This window comes from Pseudooceanicola batsensis HTCC2597 (assembly GCF_000152725.1).
GTDB classification, from domain to species: domain Bacteria; phylum Pseudomonadota; class Alphaproteobacteria; order Rhodobacterales; family Rhodobacteraceae; genus Pseudooceanicola; species Pseudooceanicola batsensis.
The window spans coordinates 3,338,986-3,358,573 of record NZ_CH724131.1 but is presented as its reverse complement, the minus strand read 5'-3'; the positions used below and the strand labels follow the sequence as shown (position 1 = coordinate 3,358,573).

General features: G+C 67.5%; 6 protein-coding genes (1 of these 6 cut by a window edge). All 6 read right to left on the bottom strand.

All coding sequences use genetic code 11. The features are described from left to right. Window positions 1–109: 109 nt before the first annotated feature. Tightly spaced (at most 37 nt apart), the 6 genes in view from OB2597_RS19870 to OB2597_RS19845 form a layout consistent with a single transcriptional unit that may run on beyond the window. The gene (locus tag OB2597_RS19870) at window positions 110–2,092 is read right to left on the bottom strand and encodes a preprotein translocase subunit SecA (protein WP_009807420.1); all 1,983 of its coding nucleotides are present in this window, start codon (window positions 2,090–2,092) and stop codon (window positions 110–112) included. Next, window positions 2,085–4,235 (bottom strand): PqqD family peptide modification chaperone, encoded by a 2,151-nt coding sequence (locus tag OB2597_RS19865; protein WP_009807419.1) that lies wholly within the window; start codon window positions 4,233–4,235, stop codon window positions 2,085–2,087. Before OB2597_RS19865 ends, OB2597_RS19870 begins: the two co-directional genes overlap by 8 nt. A gap of 7 nt (window positions 4,236–4,242) precedes the next feature. After that, window positions 4,243–6,117, bottom strand: coding sequence for an HlyD family efflux transporter periplasmic adaptor subunit (locus tag OB2597_RS19860; protein ID WP_009807418.1), 1,875 nt, complete (start codon window positions 6,115–6,117; stop codon window positions 4,243–4,245). A gap of 21 nt (window positions 6,118–6,138) precedes the next feature. Next, window positions 6,139–6,750 (bottom strand): hypothetical protein, encoded by a 612-nt coding sequence (locus tag OB2597_RS19855; protein WP_009807417.1) that lies wholly within the window; start codon window positions 6,748–6,750, stop codon window positions 6,139–6,141. A gap of 37 nt (window positions 6,751–6,787) precedes the next feature. Beyond that, on the bottom strand, window positions 6,788–7,117 hold the full coding sequence (locus OB2597_RS19850) for a DUF3467 domain-containing protein (protein WP_009807416.1): 330 nt from the start codon (window positions 7,115–7,117) through the stop codon (window positions 6,788–6,790). Window positions 7,118–7,148: 31 nt separating this feature from the next. After that, window positions 7,149–19,588: the end of a CARDB domain-containing protein gene (locus tag OB2597_RS19845; RefSeq protein WP_084658899.1), read on the bottom strand. The gene runs 24,157 nt beyond the window's last position; the window shows 12,440 of its 36,597 coding nt (coding positions 24,158–36,597); its start codon lies off the right edge, out of view; it ends in the stop codon at window positions 7,149–7,151.

Sequence of the window (19,588 nt, the reverse complement as noted above, 5' to 3'; positions counted from 1 at the left end):
AGAGCGCCAGCAGGATTTTTTTCAACCTTTGTGTCGGCAGACCGGCCGGAAACCGGAGCGGGTGCCCGGGTTTGGCCACGGGAGAGGGGGCCGGCGCCGCGGCATGATGTCATTCCGGGCGGCCGGTGAAGGCGAGGCTCTTTTCCAGCTGCCGGTCCAGCTTGGTCTGTTCGCGGCGCGTCAGGGCGTGTTCGCGTTCCGCCCTGGCCTGCGCCGCCTTGCGCATGCGTTCGCAGAGGCCGGGGTGAGGCAGCACTTTGCATAGCCGCAGCCAGCCCCTTGCGAAGCGCTTGAACAGCTCGTCCTCGAGACAGACGATGGCCTCGGTCGATCCCGGATCGCCCTGCCGCCCGGCCCGCCCGTAAAGCTGGCGGTCGATGCGGCTGCTTTCGTGGAATTCGGTCAGGATGACGTGCAGGCCGCCCAGCTCGCGCACCCCCTCGCCCAGGTGGATGTCGGTGCCGCGGCCGGCGATGTTGGTGGCGACGGTGATCGCGCCCCTCTGCCCCGCCCTCGCGACCACCGCGGCCTCTTCGGCGTCCTGCCGCGCATTCAGGACGGCCGGCTCCAGCCCGGCGGCGCGGAGTGCGGCCTCGGCCGCCTCGCTCGCCTCGACCGAGCGGGTGCCGATCAGCACCGGCTGGCCCGCCTGGTGCAGCGACGTGACGCGGCGGGCGAGACGCGCCCACTTGGCCGCTTCGGTTCTCAGGTAGACCGTGCGGAGATGACGGCGGCGGAACCGCCGGTTGCGGGGCACGCGGACCGTGGGCAGGCCGAAGGTATCGAGGAACTCTCCGGCCAGTTCGGTGCCCGTGCCGGTCATGCCCGCCAGCCGCACGTAACGGCGAAAGAAACGCTGATAGGTGATCCGGGCCAGCGTGTGTTTCTGGCCGCTGATCTCGACGCCTTCCTTGGCCTCGATCATCTGGTGCAGCCCGCCCTGCCAGCTGCGGTCTGCCATGACGCGGCCGGTGTATTCGTCGACAATCTGGATCGTGTCGTCGACGATGATGTAATCCTTGCCGTGCTCGAAGAGGCAGAGCGCCGAGAGCGCCTGCCGCGCCAGTTCCTCGCGCGCCTTGCGGATCTGCCAGATGCCCTGCAGGTCCTGCGCAAGCTGCGTGATCCGCGCCTTTCCGGCCTCCTCGAGCGTGATCTGCCGGTTCATGTGGTCGATCTTGTAGTGTCGCGGGGTCTCGAGCTGGCGCACCATGTCGAGCGCCTGTCCGTAGATCGCGTCGGCCTCGGGGTCGTCGGCGGTGGAGGACAGGATCAGCGGGGTCCGCGCCTCGTCGACGAAGACGCTGTCGGCCTCGTCCACGATGGCGAAGGCCAGGCCGCGCAGCATGAGGTCTCCGCCCTGCCCGCCAGAGAGATATTCGAGCATCCGGCGGCGCGCGGCGGCGCGGCGGTGCTGGAGCGAGATGCGGTCGCGCAGGTAGTCGAAGGTCAGGTTCTTGTTCGAGACATAGGTGATGTGGCAGCCATAGGCCTCTTTCCGGGCCTGCGGGTCCATGTCGCTGTCGATGATGCCGACGGAGAGGCCGAAGAAATCGAAGATCGGGGTGTTCTCTTCGGCATCGCGCGCGGCGAGGTAGTCGTTGACCGTGACCACGTGGACCGGCAGCCCCGCCAGCGCGGCGACAACGGCGGCAGGCGTGGCGGTCAGGGTCTTGCCCTCGCCCGTGGCCATTTCGACCATGCGCCCCTCGAAGAGCGCGCGGGCGCCCATGATCTGCACCGGGTAGTGCCGCTTGCCCAGGGTCCGCCAGCTGACCTCGCGCACGAGGGCGAAGGCGCGGGAAAGCTCGGGCTCGGCCATCTCGTTGCGCAGCAGCGCGGGGCGGAGGCGCTGCGCCTCGTTGCGCAGGGCATCGTCCTCCCAGTCCTCGAAGGTCGGCTGAAGGCGCAGGACCCGCCAGGCGGCGAGGCGCAGGCGGATGCGGGTAAAGGGCGCATGGGCGAGGATCCGGCCCAGTTGCCGTTCGAGCCAGCGGTCGACGGCATTGTCGATCGGATCGGCCCTTTCCCTGTAGGGGGCCGCGCCGAGCCGCGGTGCCCCGAAGCCGAGGAGGCCGCGCGCCTCAGGCACCGAACCGCCTCAGGAACAGTTGCCGGACACGGCGGAAGCCCTGCCGCGCGATGGTCTCGTCGCCATGGTCGAAGCGCACGAGTACCCGCGCGCCGAAGGGGGCGTCGTGCAGCGTGTCCGGCAGGGCGAGGTCGTAGACGAAAACCGGCTCCATCGTTTCGACGCCGTTCCGATCGCCGGGATTCGTGACGTGCCGCCCGCCGCCGGCCTGCCCGAGCGCAGGACTGGGCAGCTGGTTCAGGCCCGAGGGGACGGCACGCAGGATGCGGCTTTCGTGCCTGTCCTCGGCGGCGCCGGCCATCACGAGTTCGACCTTTTCGACATGGGCTCGGACCAGGGCGATGTCGTCCTGCGGAACGACCACACGGACCCGGGTGGCCCGCCCGGGCAGGACGTAGCCCACCAGATCGCCCTCCTGCAGAAAGCGGCCAGGCAGGTCATCGGGCGGCATGACGGTCTCGAACCGCCCGGCCCGCGGCGCGCGAAGTTCGAGATCCTGGCGCCGCTTGCGTTCGCGGTCCAGTTCGGCCTGCGCCTCGGCCAGTTCCAGCCGCGCCACGTCCAGCGTGCGGCGGTCCTGCACCTCGGCCGCGATGACGCGCATGTTCATCTCCCGCACCCGCGCCTCCATCCCCTCGATGCGCGACTCGAGCGTCGGCTCGGCCAGTTCCAGCAGCGGCGCGGCCGGCGCGACCTCGGCCCCCTGCCGCGCGGTGACGGCGCGCACGAAGCCCGAGGTCTCGGCACGGACATGGGCGTCGTCGGGCAGCCAGACGACGCCCTCGGTATCGGTGCGCAGGGGCAGCGGGATCAGGGCGATCGCCGCGACCACGGCCGCGACCGTGCCGAAGGTCCAGGCCTTGGCGCGGCCACGCACCTTGCGCAGCTTGGGCGAGGTCAGGACGTGACGGATATGCTTGAACGCCGGCTTGACGATCGCGTTGAACACGGACCACAGGGCGATGGCCACGCCGATGATGAAGTACTTCGAGGCGACCAGCATCGCGATGCCGATCATGACCGACATCCGGTAGACGAAGGCCGAGGGCGCGTAGAGCAGGAACCAGACCCGTTCGCCGAAGGTCGCCGTCCTCTCCCGTATCTGTCTGGCGCCGAAGACGTAGCGCTGGATCAGGTGCCCGTAGAACTTGGTCGCGCGGTCCGAGAGGTTGGGGATCTCGATGATGTCGCTGAAGATGTAGTAGCCGTCGAACTTGAGCAGCGGGTTGCCGTTGACGACGAGGGTCGAGAGTCCGCCGACCATGACGACGTTGAAGGCCAGCGCCGAGACGAGCCCGGTTTCCGCATTGGCCCAGATCATCACGGCGACGGCGGCGGCAAAGGTCTCGACGATGATCCCGCCGGCGCTGACGGCGGCGCGGTGCCACTTGTTGCGAAAGGCCGCGGCGGCCGAGGCATCGACGTAGGGTACCGGGAAGAAGACGAGGAACATGATCCCCATCTCGCGGATCTCGGCCCCGCGCCTTTTGGCGAGGTAACCGTGCGCCAGTTCGTGCAGGGCCTTGAGCAGCGGATAGGTCACCAGCGTGATCAGCAGGTTCTCGGTCGCGAGGATGCGGTCGGCGAAGTTCTCGGTCAGCCGGCCCCAGTTCAGAAAGGCGGTGGCCCCGCCGGCCACCACCACGAGCGCCCAGAGGGCGAAGCCGAACCAGCCCAGCATCCAGCCGACCGCCGGCAGGGTCCGGTCCAGAAAGGCGTTCGGATCCCAGAGCGGCACGCGGATCGAGACCGGGTTCGTGAGGTTCTGCTTGATGATCTGGCGCGACTGCTTGTTGTAGCGCTCCAGCAGTTCGGCCACGTCCGGCGCGCCCTCGTACTGGATCAGGTCCTGCTGGTGCAGGGTGGACAGAAGCTGGATCACGTCGTCCTGGCTGGGCGCGTCGGCGTCGTAGCTGTCGGCGAGGGTCTTCCAGATCGCGTCGACGGTGCGCGTGCCGTCGAATTGTCCGATCACCATGTAGGCGCCGGGCGTGAAGCGGTGGATCCGCCCTGCCCCGTGATCGTGGAGCACGTACCACGGCTGGCCGCGATAGCGGTGGCGGTGGGCCGAGACATGGGCCCGCAGGCGCGGCCTCAGATCGGCGACGCGGTACCAGATGGTCGAGAGAAAGCTTTCGGCCATGGCGCCCTCAGGGTTGCCATGTCCAGGCCGTCTCGCGCAGCCAGTTGATCAGGCGGCGCGACCAGACCCAGGCGATCAGTTCCTCGCCGGCATCGATCCGGGCGACGCCCTCCATCCCCGGGCGAAGCCAGTCGGGCAGGTCTTTCAGTTCCGCCTCGACGCGGAACGTGTTGGCGCCGTCGCGCGCCTCGGCCACCGGCGTGATGCGGGTGATCTCGAAGGGCAGCCCCTCGTCCGGGCGCCCGGAGAGCGCGATGCGCCCCGACTGGTCGCCGGTCACGTGTCGCAGGTCGCGCTCGTCGACGTAGATGTCGATGCGGAACGCGTCGAGCGGGGCGACCTCGTACAAGAGCTCTCCGGGCTGGACGGGGGTGCCGAGTTTCTGGCTCAGGTCTCCGGTGACGACCAGCCCGTCGATGGGGCTGGTGATCGTGGTCCGCGACAGCTGTTGCAGCGCAAGGTCGAGTTGGGCCCGCCCCTGGGCGATCTGCGCCTCGAGAAAGGCCACCTGCGGACGGTCGTACTGCGCCAGCGCGTCGCGCTGCTGCGCCTCGAGCCGGTCTAGTTCGGACCGCCAGCGCAATTCCTCGAGCCGCAGGTCCGTGTCGTCCAGTTCGGCCAGCACGTCACCCGCCGCGACCGTGTCGCCGGCGCGCGCGGGGGCGGTCTCGATGAACCCGTTGAAGGGCGCCACAGCGGCCCGCAGCACGGCGCCGCGCATGACGCCGTCGGCGGTGATGCGGAAGGGCCCCCGGACGGTTGCCGCGGCCACGGCCAGCGCGAGGAGGGCGACGGTCAGAAGCTTCCAGCTCAGCCGCCTCGGCCCCAGGACCACGCCGAGGGCATGGCCGACCGTGTCGATGATCCGGCCGCCGAACCAGCGGCGATTGCGGCGCTTGAGTTCCAGGACGGGACCGGCGAGCGAGGCCACGCTTTCCAGAAGGCGGATGTCCTCGTCGGTGAAGGGCGCGTCGGCCCGGCGGCGTTCCACCGTGATCGCCCCGACGGCGCCGTTCGCGTCCTGCAGCGGAGCGGTCAGGACATGTTCGGTCCGCGAAGCCGCGACAAGGTCGTCATGGGCGACCGCAATCGCGCGCCGCGTCGATGCCAGGGCGGGAACGGCGACACAGCCATTCTGGTCATAGGCCTCCTCCATCGCGGTCTCGAGACGCTCGACCAGGGCCGAGCGTTTCTTGAACCAGGCGGAATAGCTCATGGCCATGAGCCGGATCCGCGGCGAGGCGCGGCGGCGCACGATCATCCCGAGCGAGACCTGATCGGCCTTCATCACGGTCTGAAGCTCGTTGATGATCGCGACGGCCGCCGGTTCGGGGCGCTGATGCTCGGCGGTCAGGGCCAGCAGGTCCAGCGCGACGGCGGCGCGGTGCATGCCGAGCGTCTGGTCCGCGGCAAAGCCCTGCCACGCCCTGGCGCTGAGCCAGCCGCCGGCCCAGTGGATTTCGCGCAGCGCCGCCTGCCCCTGCGCCTTGTTGGCCTGGCGCAGTTCCAGCGCCACGACGCGGTCGACCGGCGCCGCCTCGATCCGCACGGGATAGGCGACCAGCACGGCGCCGTCCTCGGTGGTCTCGGTGGCGGGTCGGCCCGATCCCAGCACCTTTTCGGCGATCGATCTGAACTGCGTGCAGTCGCGCCGCGGGTCCGGCGCGATGGCCGAGGGCACGAAGGCGCCGGTCGCCGGATCGGGTTCGAGGATGACGCCGAGCGCAGCGCGCGGCACCTTGGACAGGATCAGCGCCAGCCAGCTGGTCAGAAAGGCGCGATCCCCCCTGGCATTCGCGAAGGAGGACCAGAGCGACGCGTCGAGCGCGATCGTGTTCTGTTCGGAGGCGATGGGACCGGTCGAACCGCTGAACGCTGTCATTCGGCCAGCCCCCGGTCTGCCTCAGGCCGCGCGGGCCTTCTTGCGGCGCAGAAGCGCCAGCGCCGCGAGGCCGGACAGCGCCAGCGGCGCGCCGGCGGGCAGCGGGATGGCGGGTGTCGTGACGAGCTTGAGCGATCCGGACGTGTAGATGCCCGTGGGGGCCGCGGCCGTGTATTGACGGACAGCCCAGAACAGGTCGGTCTCTTCGGCCGTCGCCGTGTACGCGAAGTCCAGCTTGAACTTGTCGAACCCGGGGGTCACACCCGTGACGCGGAACCCGAGCAGACCGTTCAGGCCGCCGAAGGAAAATCCGAGGTTCGGCGTCGAACCCACGGGCGTCAGCCCGGTGAAGGAGTATTCTCCGCCGTTCAGAGCGATGGTGCTTGCGGTCGCTGCCTGATAGCTCATGACGCCGCCGTCCGCCCTGTCGTCATAGGCCTGGATCAGTCCGGTATTCGCCGCCACGCCGAGGAAGACGTCGTACAGGATCAGACCCGAGATGCCGACATCTGCGGTCACCGTGATGGGACTGCCGGATGGCACCGGCGCAGACGGCGTGAAAGACACCGCATTCGCGGCTCCACCGAAGATCAGGAGGATCCCCGCCAAAAGACCGGACTTGAAACGCTTCATCGATCTTCCCCCAAAGAAAATAATATGTCTAAAAACCTTAACCTTCCAGTTTACCGTACCTGCTTTCATGCTCGTCGATCAACCTTATCATCATGTCGCGCACCCGCTTGGCGGCATGGGGCGACATGACGATGCGGTGCTGAAGCGCGACCTCGAGCTTTTCCTTGCCCATGTCCCAGTTCTGGTTGACGCCGAAGTTGACGACCACTTCCTCTCTGGTCGATGACCCGTTGCAAACATTGCAATAACTGCTTTTCAACTCGGATGTGTTGAAAGCGATCTGCGACGCCGGTGTCGGGCGCGTGCCCTTGGCTTCCGGCGCGCCGTTCGGTTCGGTCGTTGTCTTGGTATCAGGGCTCTTCGCCATTGTTTCCCGTCCGTTACTTGTGTTTTTCCGCCTAAAGTGCGCGATGATCGTCGCTTGGGGCGCCCTCCGCGATCCCGAGGGCTGATGCAGCCTGCGGCGGTGCGATGGACAAGTCCACCCCGTCCACCTCCAGCGAAGCCAGCTCGAGACGGCCCAGCGGGCGGGCGTCCGACCGGCGCGTCACCCGCAGTGCCGTGGTTGCGGCGGACCCGGCGATCACCGCGCCGACCAGGTCGACGACAACCGAGACCCGCCCGGGGGCGATCTCTTCGACCGCGGGGCCCGAGCCGGAGACGCCCGTGACATCCAGCCCCTCGCAATGCCTGAGTTCGAGCGCGATCGTCGAGACGCCCTCGATGCCCTCGACAAGGAGCGGCAGCATCCCGCCCTGCAGAAGGTCGGGGTCGATCAGGCCGGGCACCTCGGCCTGGGCGCCGAAGCCGCTGATCGCGATGGAAAGGGCAAGGCCCTCCTGCGGCAGGTTGTGATCCTCCATCGCCACAAGGGGCGCCTGACCGGCATGAGCCGGCTGCAGGGCGGCATCCGCCGCGATGCCGTTGACCGACAGGGCTTCGATCTCGACACCGGCCTCGGCCAGCGCGGCGCCCGGAGCGCCCTGCGTCGTGGCGCGCAGGCGCACGAGTTCCGCGATCCGAAGGTCCAGCGGTTCGGTCAGCGTCACTTTCAGCACGAGGCCGGTCTCCGTTTCCGACATCTCAACCTGGGTCGAGCGCGGCAGGTCGGCTCCGAACATGACGTCGCGGATCGACACCGTGTCCGTGTCGTAGTGGATGGCGAGCACCATTTCCGAGAGGCCGCCGTCGCTTTCGATGACCAGCGGGATGTCGATCTCGTGGGTCGCGGCCGGATTGCCGGTGCCGGAACGCGGAAGCGCCACGAAGCCGAAGCCACCGAAGTTCGTCGTCTCGGTGGAAGACGTTCCGAAGGTTGTCGGGCTGGTGTCGCCGAAGCCCGAGGGTTCGAAAGAACCGGCGCCCAGCGGCTGGCCGAACCCGCCGAAACCGGATGTATCTTCGGCGGCGGCTCCGAAGCCGTTCGCGGGGTCGAAGCCGGCGAAACCGCCCGGGGCGCCGCCGACCGCTCCGAAGCCACCCAACGGGGTCTCCTCGACGCTTTCGGTCGGTTCGAAGAGGACGGGGTCAAAGGCGCTGAACGGGTCCGTGACCTCCAGCGCCGACGCGCCCGGATGGGACGCATCGAAAGTCACCGCGAGGTCCGGCACGTCCGGGATCGCGTCCACGTCGATGCCGAAGGCCTCCTGCCCGATCAGGCTGGCGTCGAAACCGGTGATCGCCCCGTCGCCATCGACGTCGCCGATCAGCAGCGGATCGATCCCGCCCTGCCAGGCGACAAGGGTGGTATACTGCCCCACGTGGAACTGGTTGGCGACGCCGAGATCGCTGAACGTCAGCATCGCGTCGCCATCGATATCGCCGATGTAGCCGACGAGCACGGTCATGGTCGCGACGTCGGAGGCGATCGCCACGCCGTCCACCTCGGTCACCTCCGCGGTGACGTCCTGCAGGCTGCCGTAGGGGGCGGCGTCGCGGACACGCAGCACCAGATCGGCGAGTTCGTAGGTGCCCGCCGCGATCGGGCTGGCAAGGGTGATGCGGAGCCGGTCCAGTCCCAGCAGCTCAACCGTGTCGCCGGTGCGGGCCCCGGCACCCGTCACGGCGCCGTCAATCTCGAACACATCGCCGTCGAGGCCGAGCGCGACGATGATCTGCGACACACCGGCATCGACCGTCAGCGACAGCGGCACGCCCGTGATCGCCGGTCCGGGCTCCTGCACGATCTGGCCGGGCCCGGCCACGACCGGGCCGGCCTGAAGGGCGACCGAGGCGGTGCGGTCGATGGTGTCGTCCAGAACGGTGACGATGAAGCTCAGCTCGGCCGAGCCGCCGGCATCGTCGCGGACGACCACGGTAAAGCCCTGTTCGCCGGAAAAGCCGGTGCTGTCCCAATCGAGGTCGCCGCTCTCGGGGTCGATTGTGGCGCCCTCCGGCGCCTCGCCGAGCGAGAAGGTCAGCCTATCCCCGGGGTCGGCGTCGGTGGCGGTGACGGTCAGCGCCAGCTGGTCCCCCGCGGTCAGCGTCCGGTCCGCGACATCGCCGATAAGGGGATCGTCGTTCACCGGGTTGACGGTGATCGAGACCGTGGCGGTGGCGCTTTCCAGCAGGCCGTCGTCCAGGCGATAGGTGAAACTGTCGGTGCCGTTGGCATCGGGATCGGGCGTGTAGGTATAGGTCCCGTCGGGCTGTGCGGTCAGCGTGCCGGCGGCGGGGCCCTCGATGATCTCGACGATCAGCGGATCGCCCTCGTCATCGGAGTCGTTCGCCAGCAGGTCGATCGCGACCGATACGTCCTCGTCGGTGGTGGCGGTGTCGTCGACCGCGATCGGAGCGGTGTTGGACCCGACCCCGAGCAGCCGCACGTCGTCGACCAGAACCGAGCTGTCGGCAGCCCCCAGGCCGATCAGGTCGAACCCCAGAAGCAGCGCGTCGGGACGCTCGGCCAGCTGGGAAAGATCGACGGTGACGATCAGGTCGCCGCCGGTCATGACATGGGTGACGCCTGCCGCCGCATGAATCGTGCCGTCCGGCTGGATGTTGAGAAGCGCGTCGGTATTGCTCAGCGCCGCGATCGGAGCCAGTACCGCGGCCCCGGTCCGGGCGTTCAGCAGCGCCACTTCCAGCGCGTCGGGCGCGGAGCCGTCGGACTGGTTCAGCGCGAGGTCGCGGAGCGTGAACTGCAGGCCGGTCGCTTCCGTCGGCAGGGCGAAGGTCTGGGCAAGGCCGGACATCGGCACCAGCGTCTCGCGCAGGGCGGCCGCGCCGTCCTGCGGCGTGACATCGCCGTAGGTTGTCCAGCCGGCGAGGCCGGTCGTGAAACGCCCGTTGGTGAACTGTTCGGGATCGCCGGTCAGCACGTCGTAGATCGGGCCCGTCGGTGTGGTCGTGTCCCCGTCTTCGCCCGTGGCGGTCTGCTGGACCGGCCCCGTCGGGTTCAGTTCCTCGGGGGTATCGGGCAGCGTGAAGTCGCGGATATCCGTGTTCGACGGCAGGCGCCGCAGATCCGTGGGCAGGATCGGGGTCATGGTGTAACCCGGCGCCGAGGGATCCTGGAGATCGTCGATCCCCATGGCATTGCCCATCTCGTGCAGCATGACCGTCAGCAGGTCGATCCGGTCTTCCGCCAGATCGCCGACCGTGGCAGTGAAGACGTGATCCTCGGCCCCCTGTTCGAATTCCTCGTTGTCCAGTGGCGTGGCGTCCACGAACCAGCCGTGCCCCGCGGCAGTCGCATCGAAGGTGACCCTGCTGCCCACCACGTGGGCCAGCGCGGTGCCATCCAGGTCGCCGACCGTGATTTCCAGGTCGTCGAGGTGGTGCAGAAGGCTCGGCACCAGTCCGCTGTCCGCCCAGATCCCCCTGGCGATCTCGGCCAGCGCCTCGGCCGCCTCGACGGTGAGGGCGACACCCCCGCCGGCGCCCTCGGCTTCGGCGTTCTGGAAGGCCGTGTCGCTCGAGAAACGGACGTTGTCGATCAGCATCATGGTCGAGAAGACATCCCCGAGCGAGGCGAACTCGTCGATCATGCGCAGCTGATCCTCGAGCCCGTTGGTCGGAGGCACCTCGGTCGTCAGACCGCTGTTCGAGATCGTCATGTTGGCGACCTTGCCGGCGAAGCCGCTCGGGATTGCGAAGCGCACCGTCTGGGAAGAGAAGATGCCCTCTTGCAGAACGGCCTGCGAGCTGCCGGTGTTGCCGTCGATGTCTTCGAAGGTGACGGTCATCGTCAGGTTGTCTTCGGTGTTCATCGGCAGGAAGGCGTCGAGCTCGACCGACTGCATGCCCGCGGGGATGTACATCCGGTTGTGCGTCACGCTTTCCGGTGCCGGCAGCGTATCGAGGATGCCCTTCACGATGTCCCTGAGCGACTTGTTCACCAGCGGCAGCGGCTCGGACGGCAGGACCCGTTCGATCAGGTTCACCAGCGTGGCCTTGGAGGCCATGATCAGCTTGAAGTCCGGCGCCGTGTCGATCCCGAACCAATGCGCCAGCATGACGTTCAGGTTCTTCGCGAGGAAGTTCGACGCATCGTCGATGGCCGCCTTGCGGGCTGCCTTGGCATCGTCGGAATTGTCCTCGGACGACAGGAGCGTGGCCAGCTTGCCGATGTTGTTGATGTTGCTGAACAGGCCGCCGTTGTCGACCGCCTTCAGATTGCTCTTGATCACCGGCACGTTGAGCATCGCGGTCAGCAGACCGTCGAAGAGCTGCGCCATCTTCAGCATCACGGTGCGTTCGTCGATGAAGGTGGTGACCCCCTGGGCGACCAGCGTGGTGAGATCGTCGGCCGAGATCAGGGTCTCGATCGTGCCGTCGTCGCGCGTCCGCCCGATCGAGCCGTCGGCCTGCTTGGTGCCGCCGAAGGCCTTGGCGAACTGACCTTCGAGATAGCTTCCCGTCTCGGTGGAATCCATCCCGATCGAGTTGGTCAGCTTCTCCTTGATCTTGTCGAACATCAGCTTGAACGCGGTCTCGAAGGCGAAGCCCGCGATGTCCATCAGGTTCCCGGTGAGCGACGTGTTCACGAGGAACAGGCCGGTCACGTCGACCGGGCCGCCGATGAAGGTGTTCTCGAAGATGTTGAAGGTGTAGGACCGGCCCTCGTCCTCGCCGGACAGGCCGCTCGGGCCTTCCTGGATGCCGCCGTGCATCGACCAGCCCGGCAACTCGTGGTTGAGCGGGAAGCGGCCAAGCTCGGGCGGCAGGTCGGGGATGAAGGCGTTGATGGCGTCGATACGCTGCGTGAAGCTCTTGGGCGGGGTGACGACCTCGGCCACGGCCTCGTCCAGGGGCACGTCCTCGGCCCGTCCGTAGCGGTCGATCAGCTTGCTCGCCGCGGACTTGATCAGCCAGCGCGCGTATTCCGACATGGCGTGCCGGGTGCCCTGCTGGAAGTCTCCGTTGAAGACCGAGGGGACGGCGGGATAGCTCTGGCCCGCCGGCAGTTTGGGCCGCGGCACCTCGGTATTGTCGAAATCCAGCTTGGTACGCGGCAGGCCCGGCGTGTCCGGCCGGAGTTCCGGCGCGCCGGCGACGGTCGAGAAATACCAGCCCGAGCCGATGGCCTCGGTCCGGGTCGAGGTCGTGACATTGCCGTCGACCGGCCCGCTGTTGGCCTTGCTGAAGTAGCTCTGGAAATGGGTTTTGACCGATCCCCAGGTGCCGCCGAATGCCACCGGATCGACGCCGTACCAGGGCTGCTTGGTGAACTCCTCGCCGAAGAGTTCGATGAGCGAGGCGAAGCCGCTCGGCTCGTCGGGCAGGTTCAGCGCGATACCCTCGTCCCCGAGGGACCGCGGGATCGCGGCGGAGCCCACGTAGAGCGAATTGACGTCCGCGGTGCCCATGTACCACGAGATCGGGCGCGAATGGGCGGTGGCGGCGAAATCGTCCTCGATGAAGCCGGGCACTCCGGCCGGCGTGAAGTGCAGTTCGATGTCCGGCACACCGGTCTGCAACGCCTGGCTGGCCGGGGTCGCGAAGGCGTCGTCCTTGATCGTCGGGATCTTGGTGCCGTTGGGGGTCGTGTCGGGGATCCAGTTGGCGTCGGGGTTCTGGAACAGGTCGACGGATTCGTTCGCGACCGACTGATAATAGTTGTCGGCGAAGGTGACGTTCTTCCAGACCTGGACGTTCGGGTCCTTGAAGTCCGCGAACGGCAGGACCCGGGTCTGGAGACCCACCAGATCCGCAAGCGTCTGCATCGTCTGGATGAAGGTGGACAGCCCGTTGAGCACGCGGATCGCCTTGGCCGCGACGGCCGGGTTGATCAGTGCCGAGGCATAGGCCACCGCTTTCGCCGCCGAGATCCAGTTCTCGACCAGAGACTGGAGCCGGACATTCAGCGACTTCTGATTGAAGTCATGCGGATCGAGCGAGGTCATGTGGATGTTCAGCGCCTGGCCGCCGGCATCCTTGGGCACGTGCACGCCGAGGCGCTGGATGATCTCGGAGTTCACCACCGTGCCGCGGCTGTGGCCGATGAAGTGCAGCGGGCTCTTGAAGATCGCGCCGCCCGTATCCCTGTCGAGGTTGTAGATCGAGGCAAAGAAAGCGTCCGCCGCCGCTTCGGCAAAGCCGCTGTCGGAGATGTTGCTCTCGCGGTACCAGTCGAGCACCAGCGTGATCGCCTTGCCCCGGTCCTCGGAGGTCGGCGTGTAGGCGATCTGCGAGATCTTGTTCCCGTCGGATTCGTTCTCGTCGTACTTGTGCCAGTTGCCGGTCTGGCGGTTGTAGACCAGCACGATCCCCCCGCCGGAGGCCTCGGTCAGGATATGGCCCATCTGGAGCCAGCTGGCGAGGTTGTCCTCGCTCAGCATGGTGTTGCCGTAATCTGGCGACAGGGCGAAGGGCTGGAACCCGTGCGTCACGACGTTCACGGCCGAGAACGGCAGGTTTTCCTCGACCACGGCGGGCGTGGTGAACGAGGCATCCTCGCGCAGGCCGACATCGGTGATGTCGACACCCCAGAAGTATTCCTGGCTGCCCGTCAGCGCCCGCGTCAGACCCTCCGAGGCCTTGATGATGACGGCGTGTTCGACCGGGGTTCCGTTGCTCACCTCCTCCTGGGTCAGCTTGCGCTCGACCGCGACCGTGCCGTCTTCCTTCAGCTCGTAGTAATAGCCCGAGCGGAAGGCGTTGCGCCCGATCTGGTCGACGCTGCTGATCAGGCGGTAGCGATGATAGTCGCTCTGCTCGCTCGGGTTGGAATGCGCCGAGAAGAAGCTGCGCGCCCGGTACGGATCGTCGGGGAAGAGACCGTGGCCCGGCTCCTGCGTGCTGACGTAGAGGTCCATCCTCCAGTAGGTCCGGTCGATCTTGCCCGGATCGAGATGCACCTCGAAGGTCAGCATGTCCTCGCGACCCTCGCCATTGACCTGCGTCTCGGTGATGGGGCGCACGAGGTCCAGTCCGGCCTCGTTCTGCACATCCAGCCCGCGGCCCCACGTCACGACATCGATGCCGGGATCGTAGAGGCCCTCGCGGATCTCGGGTGTGGCGAAGGGATTGAGCGGGTCCAGAAGCCCCGTATATTCAAGGTCGATCGGCAGCTCCCGCGTCTTGCTGAGATCGTCTAGCTCGACGAGGTCCTCGATCACCTCGTGCAGCTTTTCGGTGTTGAGCGTGACGAGCTGTCCGGTCTTGCGGAAATTGGCGAACAGCTGGGAGCCATCGGGCCGCAGGGCGATGTCCTGAAGGAACTGATCCGGGATCGGGGTGGTCGATGCCACATGCGCGGCACGACCCCATTCGGCGTCGATCCCCATCTCCTCGTATTCGCCGGTGGTCAGATCGAAGGGATTGCGGATGATGCCGATGTTGTTGCCGAGGTTGTGGCGGCGCTCGAGCTCGTAGGCGTAGACCGGGTCCCCGACGAGCAGATAGCGCGACAGGTCGTAATCCGCGACATAGGCGTAGGAGAGATCGCCGGCGATCGCGAGGCCGGCCGCGTTGCGGATGTCGAGGTCGTAGTCCTGGGAACTGATCTTGGCGTAGTCGTCGATCAGTATCGGCGCGTGGAAGTATGTGTTGAAGACAAATCCGGTGTACTTGACGCCGACCGCCCCCTCGTTCAGCTGCAGGGGCGCGCGCACGTCGCCCGGTTCGGACGAGGTCGAGCGCAGCGACCGGACGCTGGCCGAGTAGCTGCCCGCCGTGTCGCCGTTCGAGGACACGTCGATGATGTGGAAACCGTCGCGCAGCTCGCCGCGCGAGGTGAAGGCCAGCTTGGTCGGATCCGAGGTCGCCTCGATATCCCAGGGCTCGTTGAAGCCGTTGAGCTGGGCGATAACGGTGTGATAGCTCGAATTCGGCTCGGGTCCGTCCGGAGCGTTGGCGGGATTAACGTTGACCACGAAGATCTTGCCGTCCTTGCCGGGTCCGCGCGCCCAGCCGTCCTCGCCGAAGGACGAATTGTAGGGCACGGCGACATAGACCTTCTTGCCGTCCGGCGTCACCGCAAGATCGTTGACACGGCCCATCATGCGGGCCACGGCGTCCGCGTCGTTGATCGGCAGGCTGATGGCCATCGGCTGCAGATAACTTGCGGACCCGGGACGGTTGTCGATGACATAGAGCTTGCCCTGCCCGCCGGCGAACAGACGGTCGCGGGACGGGCTCAGGGCGATCGTGTCGACGCCGCCGGGGATGTTGATGATGTTGACGCCCGAAGCGTTTGGATCGGTGTCGAACTGCTGCAGCGTCAGCATGTCGACGATGGCGATGCCCTTGTTCGTCGCGACATAGGCCGCCGAGAGGTCAGGCGCCATCAGCACGTCGTTGGGCCAGGCCGTGAGCGGGTCGTCCCCGTCGAGCAGCATGACATCCGCCACCAGTTCCGCGACTTCGGGCGCGCCTCCCAGGCCGGAGCCGCCGTCGCCGGTCCCCTGCTCGAGATTGGCCGCGACCACATCGAAAATCTGCAACATGGTCTGGTTCGCGTCGCCGACGTATTTCGAGCCGCCGACGGCACCGTAGCCGCGGGTGTTCTTGACGTTGATCTTGCCCGATGTCGATCCGCCGGTCGGGGCGTACCAGCCGCCGGTCACCGCGGGATCGCCCGAGGTCGCGGGGCGGTTGCCCGGATCGGGGCGTTCGAAATAGATGTCCGCCTGCGTCAGCAGGACGTCGTTGGGAATTGCGACCTCGAGCGTGCCGCCCCGGGTGTCGCCGTTGTAGAGGAAGGTGTCGGCATATTCGGTGCCCATGATGTACCGGCTGCCGCCCGCGAACTGCAGGCGCAGGCGCGTGTGGATGATGTCGTTGCCGAAGGAGGCGCCGTTCGCGTCTTCCGGGCCGTAGTACATGTTGGCGCCCTCGATCCGCAGAACGAGGCTTCCATCGTCGCCGCGCACGACCTCGGCGCTGGTGATGCTGGGATCCTCGCCCGGCGCCGGGTGGGAGGGCGGTGTGGGATAGGTCGGCGTGATGTTGAGACGCCCGTCGAGGTTGTCGGGCGCGGTCGGAACGTCGGCAACGAAATGCTCCCACTTGGCCTGGAAGGCATCCTCGGCGGCGCCCCCGGATGCGCCGGTGTATTCCTCGATATACGAGGTATAGGTGTCGATCTTCTGGACGGCCGAATCCATCTTGAAGGCGAGGAACGTACCGAAGCCCGCGGCCGCGCCGCCCAGGGCCGCGCCGAGGGCCGCGCCCGCGACACCGCCCGTCGCCGCGCCGACGGCAAAGCCGATCGCCACACCCGCCGCGACCGCGTAGAAGCCGCGCGCGACATAGGGGATGGTCAGCGACCCGTCCAGCATCGGCCGGCTCATCTTGGTGACAAGGACGTTGCCCTTTTCGGTCAGGCCCGGATAGGGCGGCGAGGCCGTCCGCGCCACGCCCTGCGCATCCACGCGCCCGGTGTCGACAAGCCGCCAGATCTTGCCGTACTTGCCGCCCGAGGGAATGGTCAGGTCGTCCTGCACGAGGAAGGCGACCTCGTCGCCTTCCTGGGCGAGCGAGGGATCCACCTTGGCCCCGAACTGGACCGGGCCGTTTAGCTCTCCACCCTGGATGTCGAAACTGGCCGCCGCGAGGTATTCGAAATTGTCGGGAACCTCGACCTCCAGACCCGCCTCGTCGATGGTTTCCAGCGTCACCACCGGATTGTCGCCGGTGATCTGGCCCGCCCCGAAGGCGGCGCGGATGCCGTTCGGGTTGACGATGACCCCGCCCTCTTCGCCGATCTGCGCCGAGCTGGCCTCGACCGGGTCGGCCACCTTGACCGTCAGCACCTCTTCGGCGCCGCCGTAGATGACGGTGACCTTGGCCGCGCCCTGCCCGACCGCCTGGATCAGCCCCTCCGCATCGACGGTCACGATGTCGGTGTTGCCCGCGATATAGGTGACGCCGTCCGCGGCCCCTTCGAGGAAGATCTGCTGGTCGGTGCCCAGGGTGGTCACGATCTGGCGCGTCCCGCCATCCGCGACGATGGTGACCGTATCGGGATAGGCGTCGATGCCGAACATCTGCGCGATGGCGGCATAGTTCGTCGAGCCGTAGCCGACCGAGGCGGCGGTCGCCGCGGTGAGCGTCCCGCGCGAGGCGGTGACATAGGTCTCGCCCTGACCGACGCCGCCGATCAGTCCGTTCTGCGTGATCCGCACCACGTCCTCGTCCGCCGAGGCCACGGTGACGTAGTCGAAGGGCAGGATGACGTCGGCCTGATCCTCGAACTGCCCCACCACGACAAGCTCTCCCACCTCGCCGGGGGCGCCGAACCGGTACTGGCGCGTCAGGAAGGTGAGATCGGTGAGCGGCGCATCCGAGACCTCGACGTCGAGGGTGATTTCCCCGGATGTCGTAAAGCCGTCGTCGGCCACCACGGTGATCGTGCCGTAGCCGGAGAACCCGTCGTCGGGACGGATCCGCAGCGTCTCGCCGTCGGGGCTGAAGCTGGCGGTGACGTTTTCGGTCGAGACGATGCGGAAGAACATGCGGTCGCCTTCGGCGTCCTGCGCGATCTCGTCCAGCGCGACCTCGACCGGCAATTCGACATGGGTGAAGACCTCGGGCAGGGTCTCGACCTGCACCGGCGCGCTGTTGCGCATGAGGCCGTAGTTCACGTTCAGGACCTCACGGTCCGACCGGTCGGTCACGCCGTCGCCGGTCACGTCGGTGCCGGCGCCGCCCGCGCTCAGCGCGAGGCTGTCGTCGGCGTCCACGTCGCCGTCGAGGTCGATATCCCCCGCGACCGAGATGGACAGGGTCGTCGCCTGCGCCGCCTCGAGGTCCAGGCGATAGTAGCCGGCCCTGTCGAAGGAGTAGAGCGCGACCGTCCCGCCGCCGTCGCGTTCGAGGCCGAGCAGGCCGGCGCCGGCGATCTCGGGCACGGTCGATCCGTCGCCGAGTGCCACCCGGAGGATCAGGCGTCCGCCGGCCGCGGAGCGGATCTCGCTGTCGCGGAGCGTGAAGGCAAAGGCGGCCTCGCCCCCCTCCGGCGTCACGTCGAAGACCTGTCCGGTCATCTGGTTCAGACCGCCGAGGTCCGCGTCGATCTGTTTCCGCGTGACGGTGCCGTCGTCGCCATAGCTGATGCGGATTCCCGCCCCGCCGATATCGGCCAGCATGGTCAGCCGGCCCTCGGCATAGCCATAGCGCGCGCCCGAGCCGTCATCCAGCGCCCGCACGCCGTTCAGGTTGCCGGCCTCGTCATAGGTGTAGACCAGCGTCCGGCCCTCGGGCGTCGTGGCGCGGGTGATCCGGCCCTCGTCGTCGCGCAGGAAGCTGAGCACGTCGCCCGCCACGGTGCTGATGCCGCTGTCGCCGACGAAAATCCGCGCGCCGCCGGGCTTGCGGATCTCCTGCAGGTCGCCGCTGGTGTTGGCGATATAGGTGGTCCCGTCGGGACCGGTCAGCGCGAAGGGCTGCGCACCGCCGATCAGCGGGTCCGTGGGATTGTACGGCAGGCCGTCCTCCGAGGTGAAGAGGCGGTTGCCGGACTTGCGCAGCAGGATGTCGGTCGAGACAAGGGTCCAGCCGTCGAGATCCGACACCCATGCCGGACGGTGGAAGGTGAGATTGCCGACCTCTTCGTCGCTCGGCTGGAACGAGAAGCCGATCCGCGTGCCGTCGGGCGCGGTGAGGTAGAGCCGGTCGCCGTATTGCAGCGGGTTGTAGATGCCCTGCGCCTCGCGTCCGGTGGCGGGCACCTGGGTCTGGATCGCCATGTCGAACCCGGCGGACCAGTTGCCGAAGTCCGACTGTCCGGTCGAAATGCTGTCGTAGCGGCGGGTCAGTTCGAAGGTCTCGCCGTCGAGAATTACGACCAGATCGGTGCGCGTCTCCATCGCCTGACCGATCTTGTCGGCGGTCCGCAACTCGATGCCGACCTCCTGGCGCGTGTACCGGCCACCGATGTCGGCCGCGACGAGGCGCAGGGTGTAGAAGCCGTCGACATGGCGGCCCGCCTCGAAACTCGCGATACTGCCGTCGATCACGCCCTCGCCCTCGCCCAGCACCTCGACGACCTTGCCGTGCGGACCGTCGAGCAGCTCCAGCCGCCAGAAGTCGAGATTCTGATCGAAGATCGTGCCCTCGATATCGGTCGTGCCCTCGATCAGCGCGTTCTCGAGATCGGGGTCGAAGGCGACGACCGGCGCGGTCCGGTCCGCGGGATCGCGGACCTTGAGTGTCAGGGTCTCGGTGTTTTCGAAACCGTCGGCATCGACGGCATGGGCCACGACGTCCAGTTTGCCCGGGTGATCCGGTACGATGATCGCGCGGCCGAGCGCGTCGAGCAGGACCGGCTGGCCGTCGATTTCCAGCGTGATGCCGGTGATGTCGGCCAGGCTGTCCGCGACGACCGTCACCAACACCTCCTGTCCCGGAACCGCCGGGAAGGACGGGGTGAGCTCGATCCGGACGAGCGGCG

Excerpts from the sequence above, each read along its gene's own strand:
- OB2597_RS19860 (WP_009807418.1), bottom strand. The coding sequence starts at position 6,117 with ATGACAGCGTTCAGCGGTTCGACCGGTCCCATCGCCTCCGAACAGAAC.
- OB2597_RS19850 (WP_009807416.1), bottom strand. The coding sequence starts at position 7,117 with ATGGCGAAGAGCCCTGATACCAAGACAACGACCGAACCGAACGGCGCG.
- OB2597_RS19865 (WP_009807419.1), bottom strand. The coding sequence starts at position 4,235 with ATGGCCGAAAGCTTTCTCTCGACCATCTGGTACCGCGTCGCCGATCTG.
- OB2597_RS19855 (WP_009807417.1), bottom strand. The coding sequence starts at position 6,750 with ATGAAGCGTTTCAAGTCCGGTCTTTTGGCGGGGATCCTCCTGATCTTC.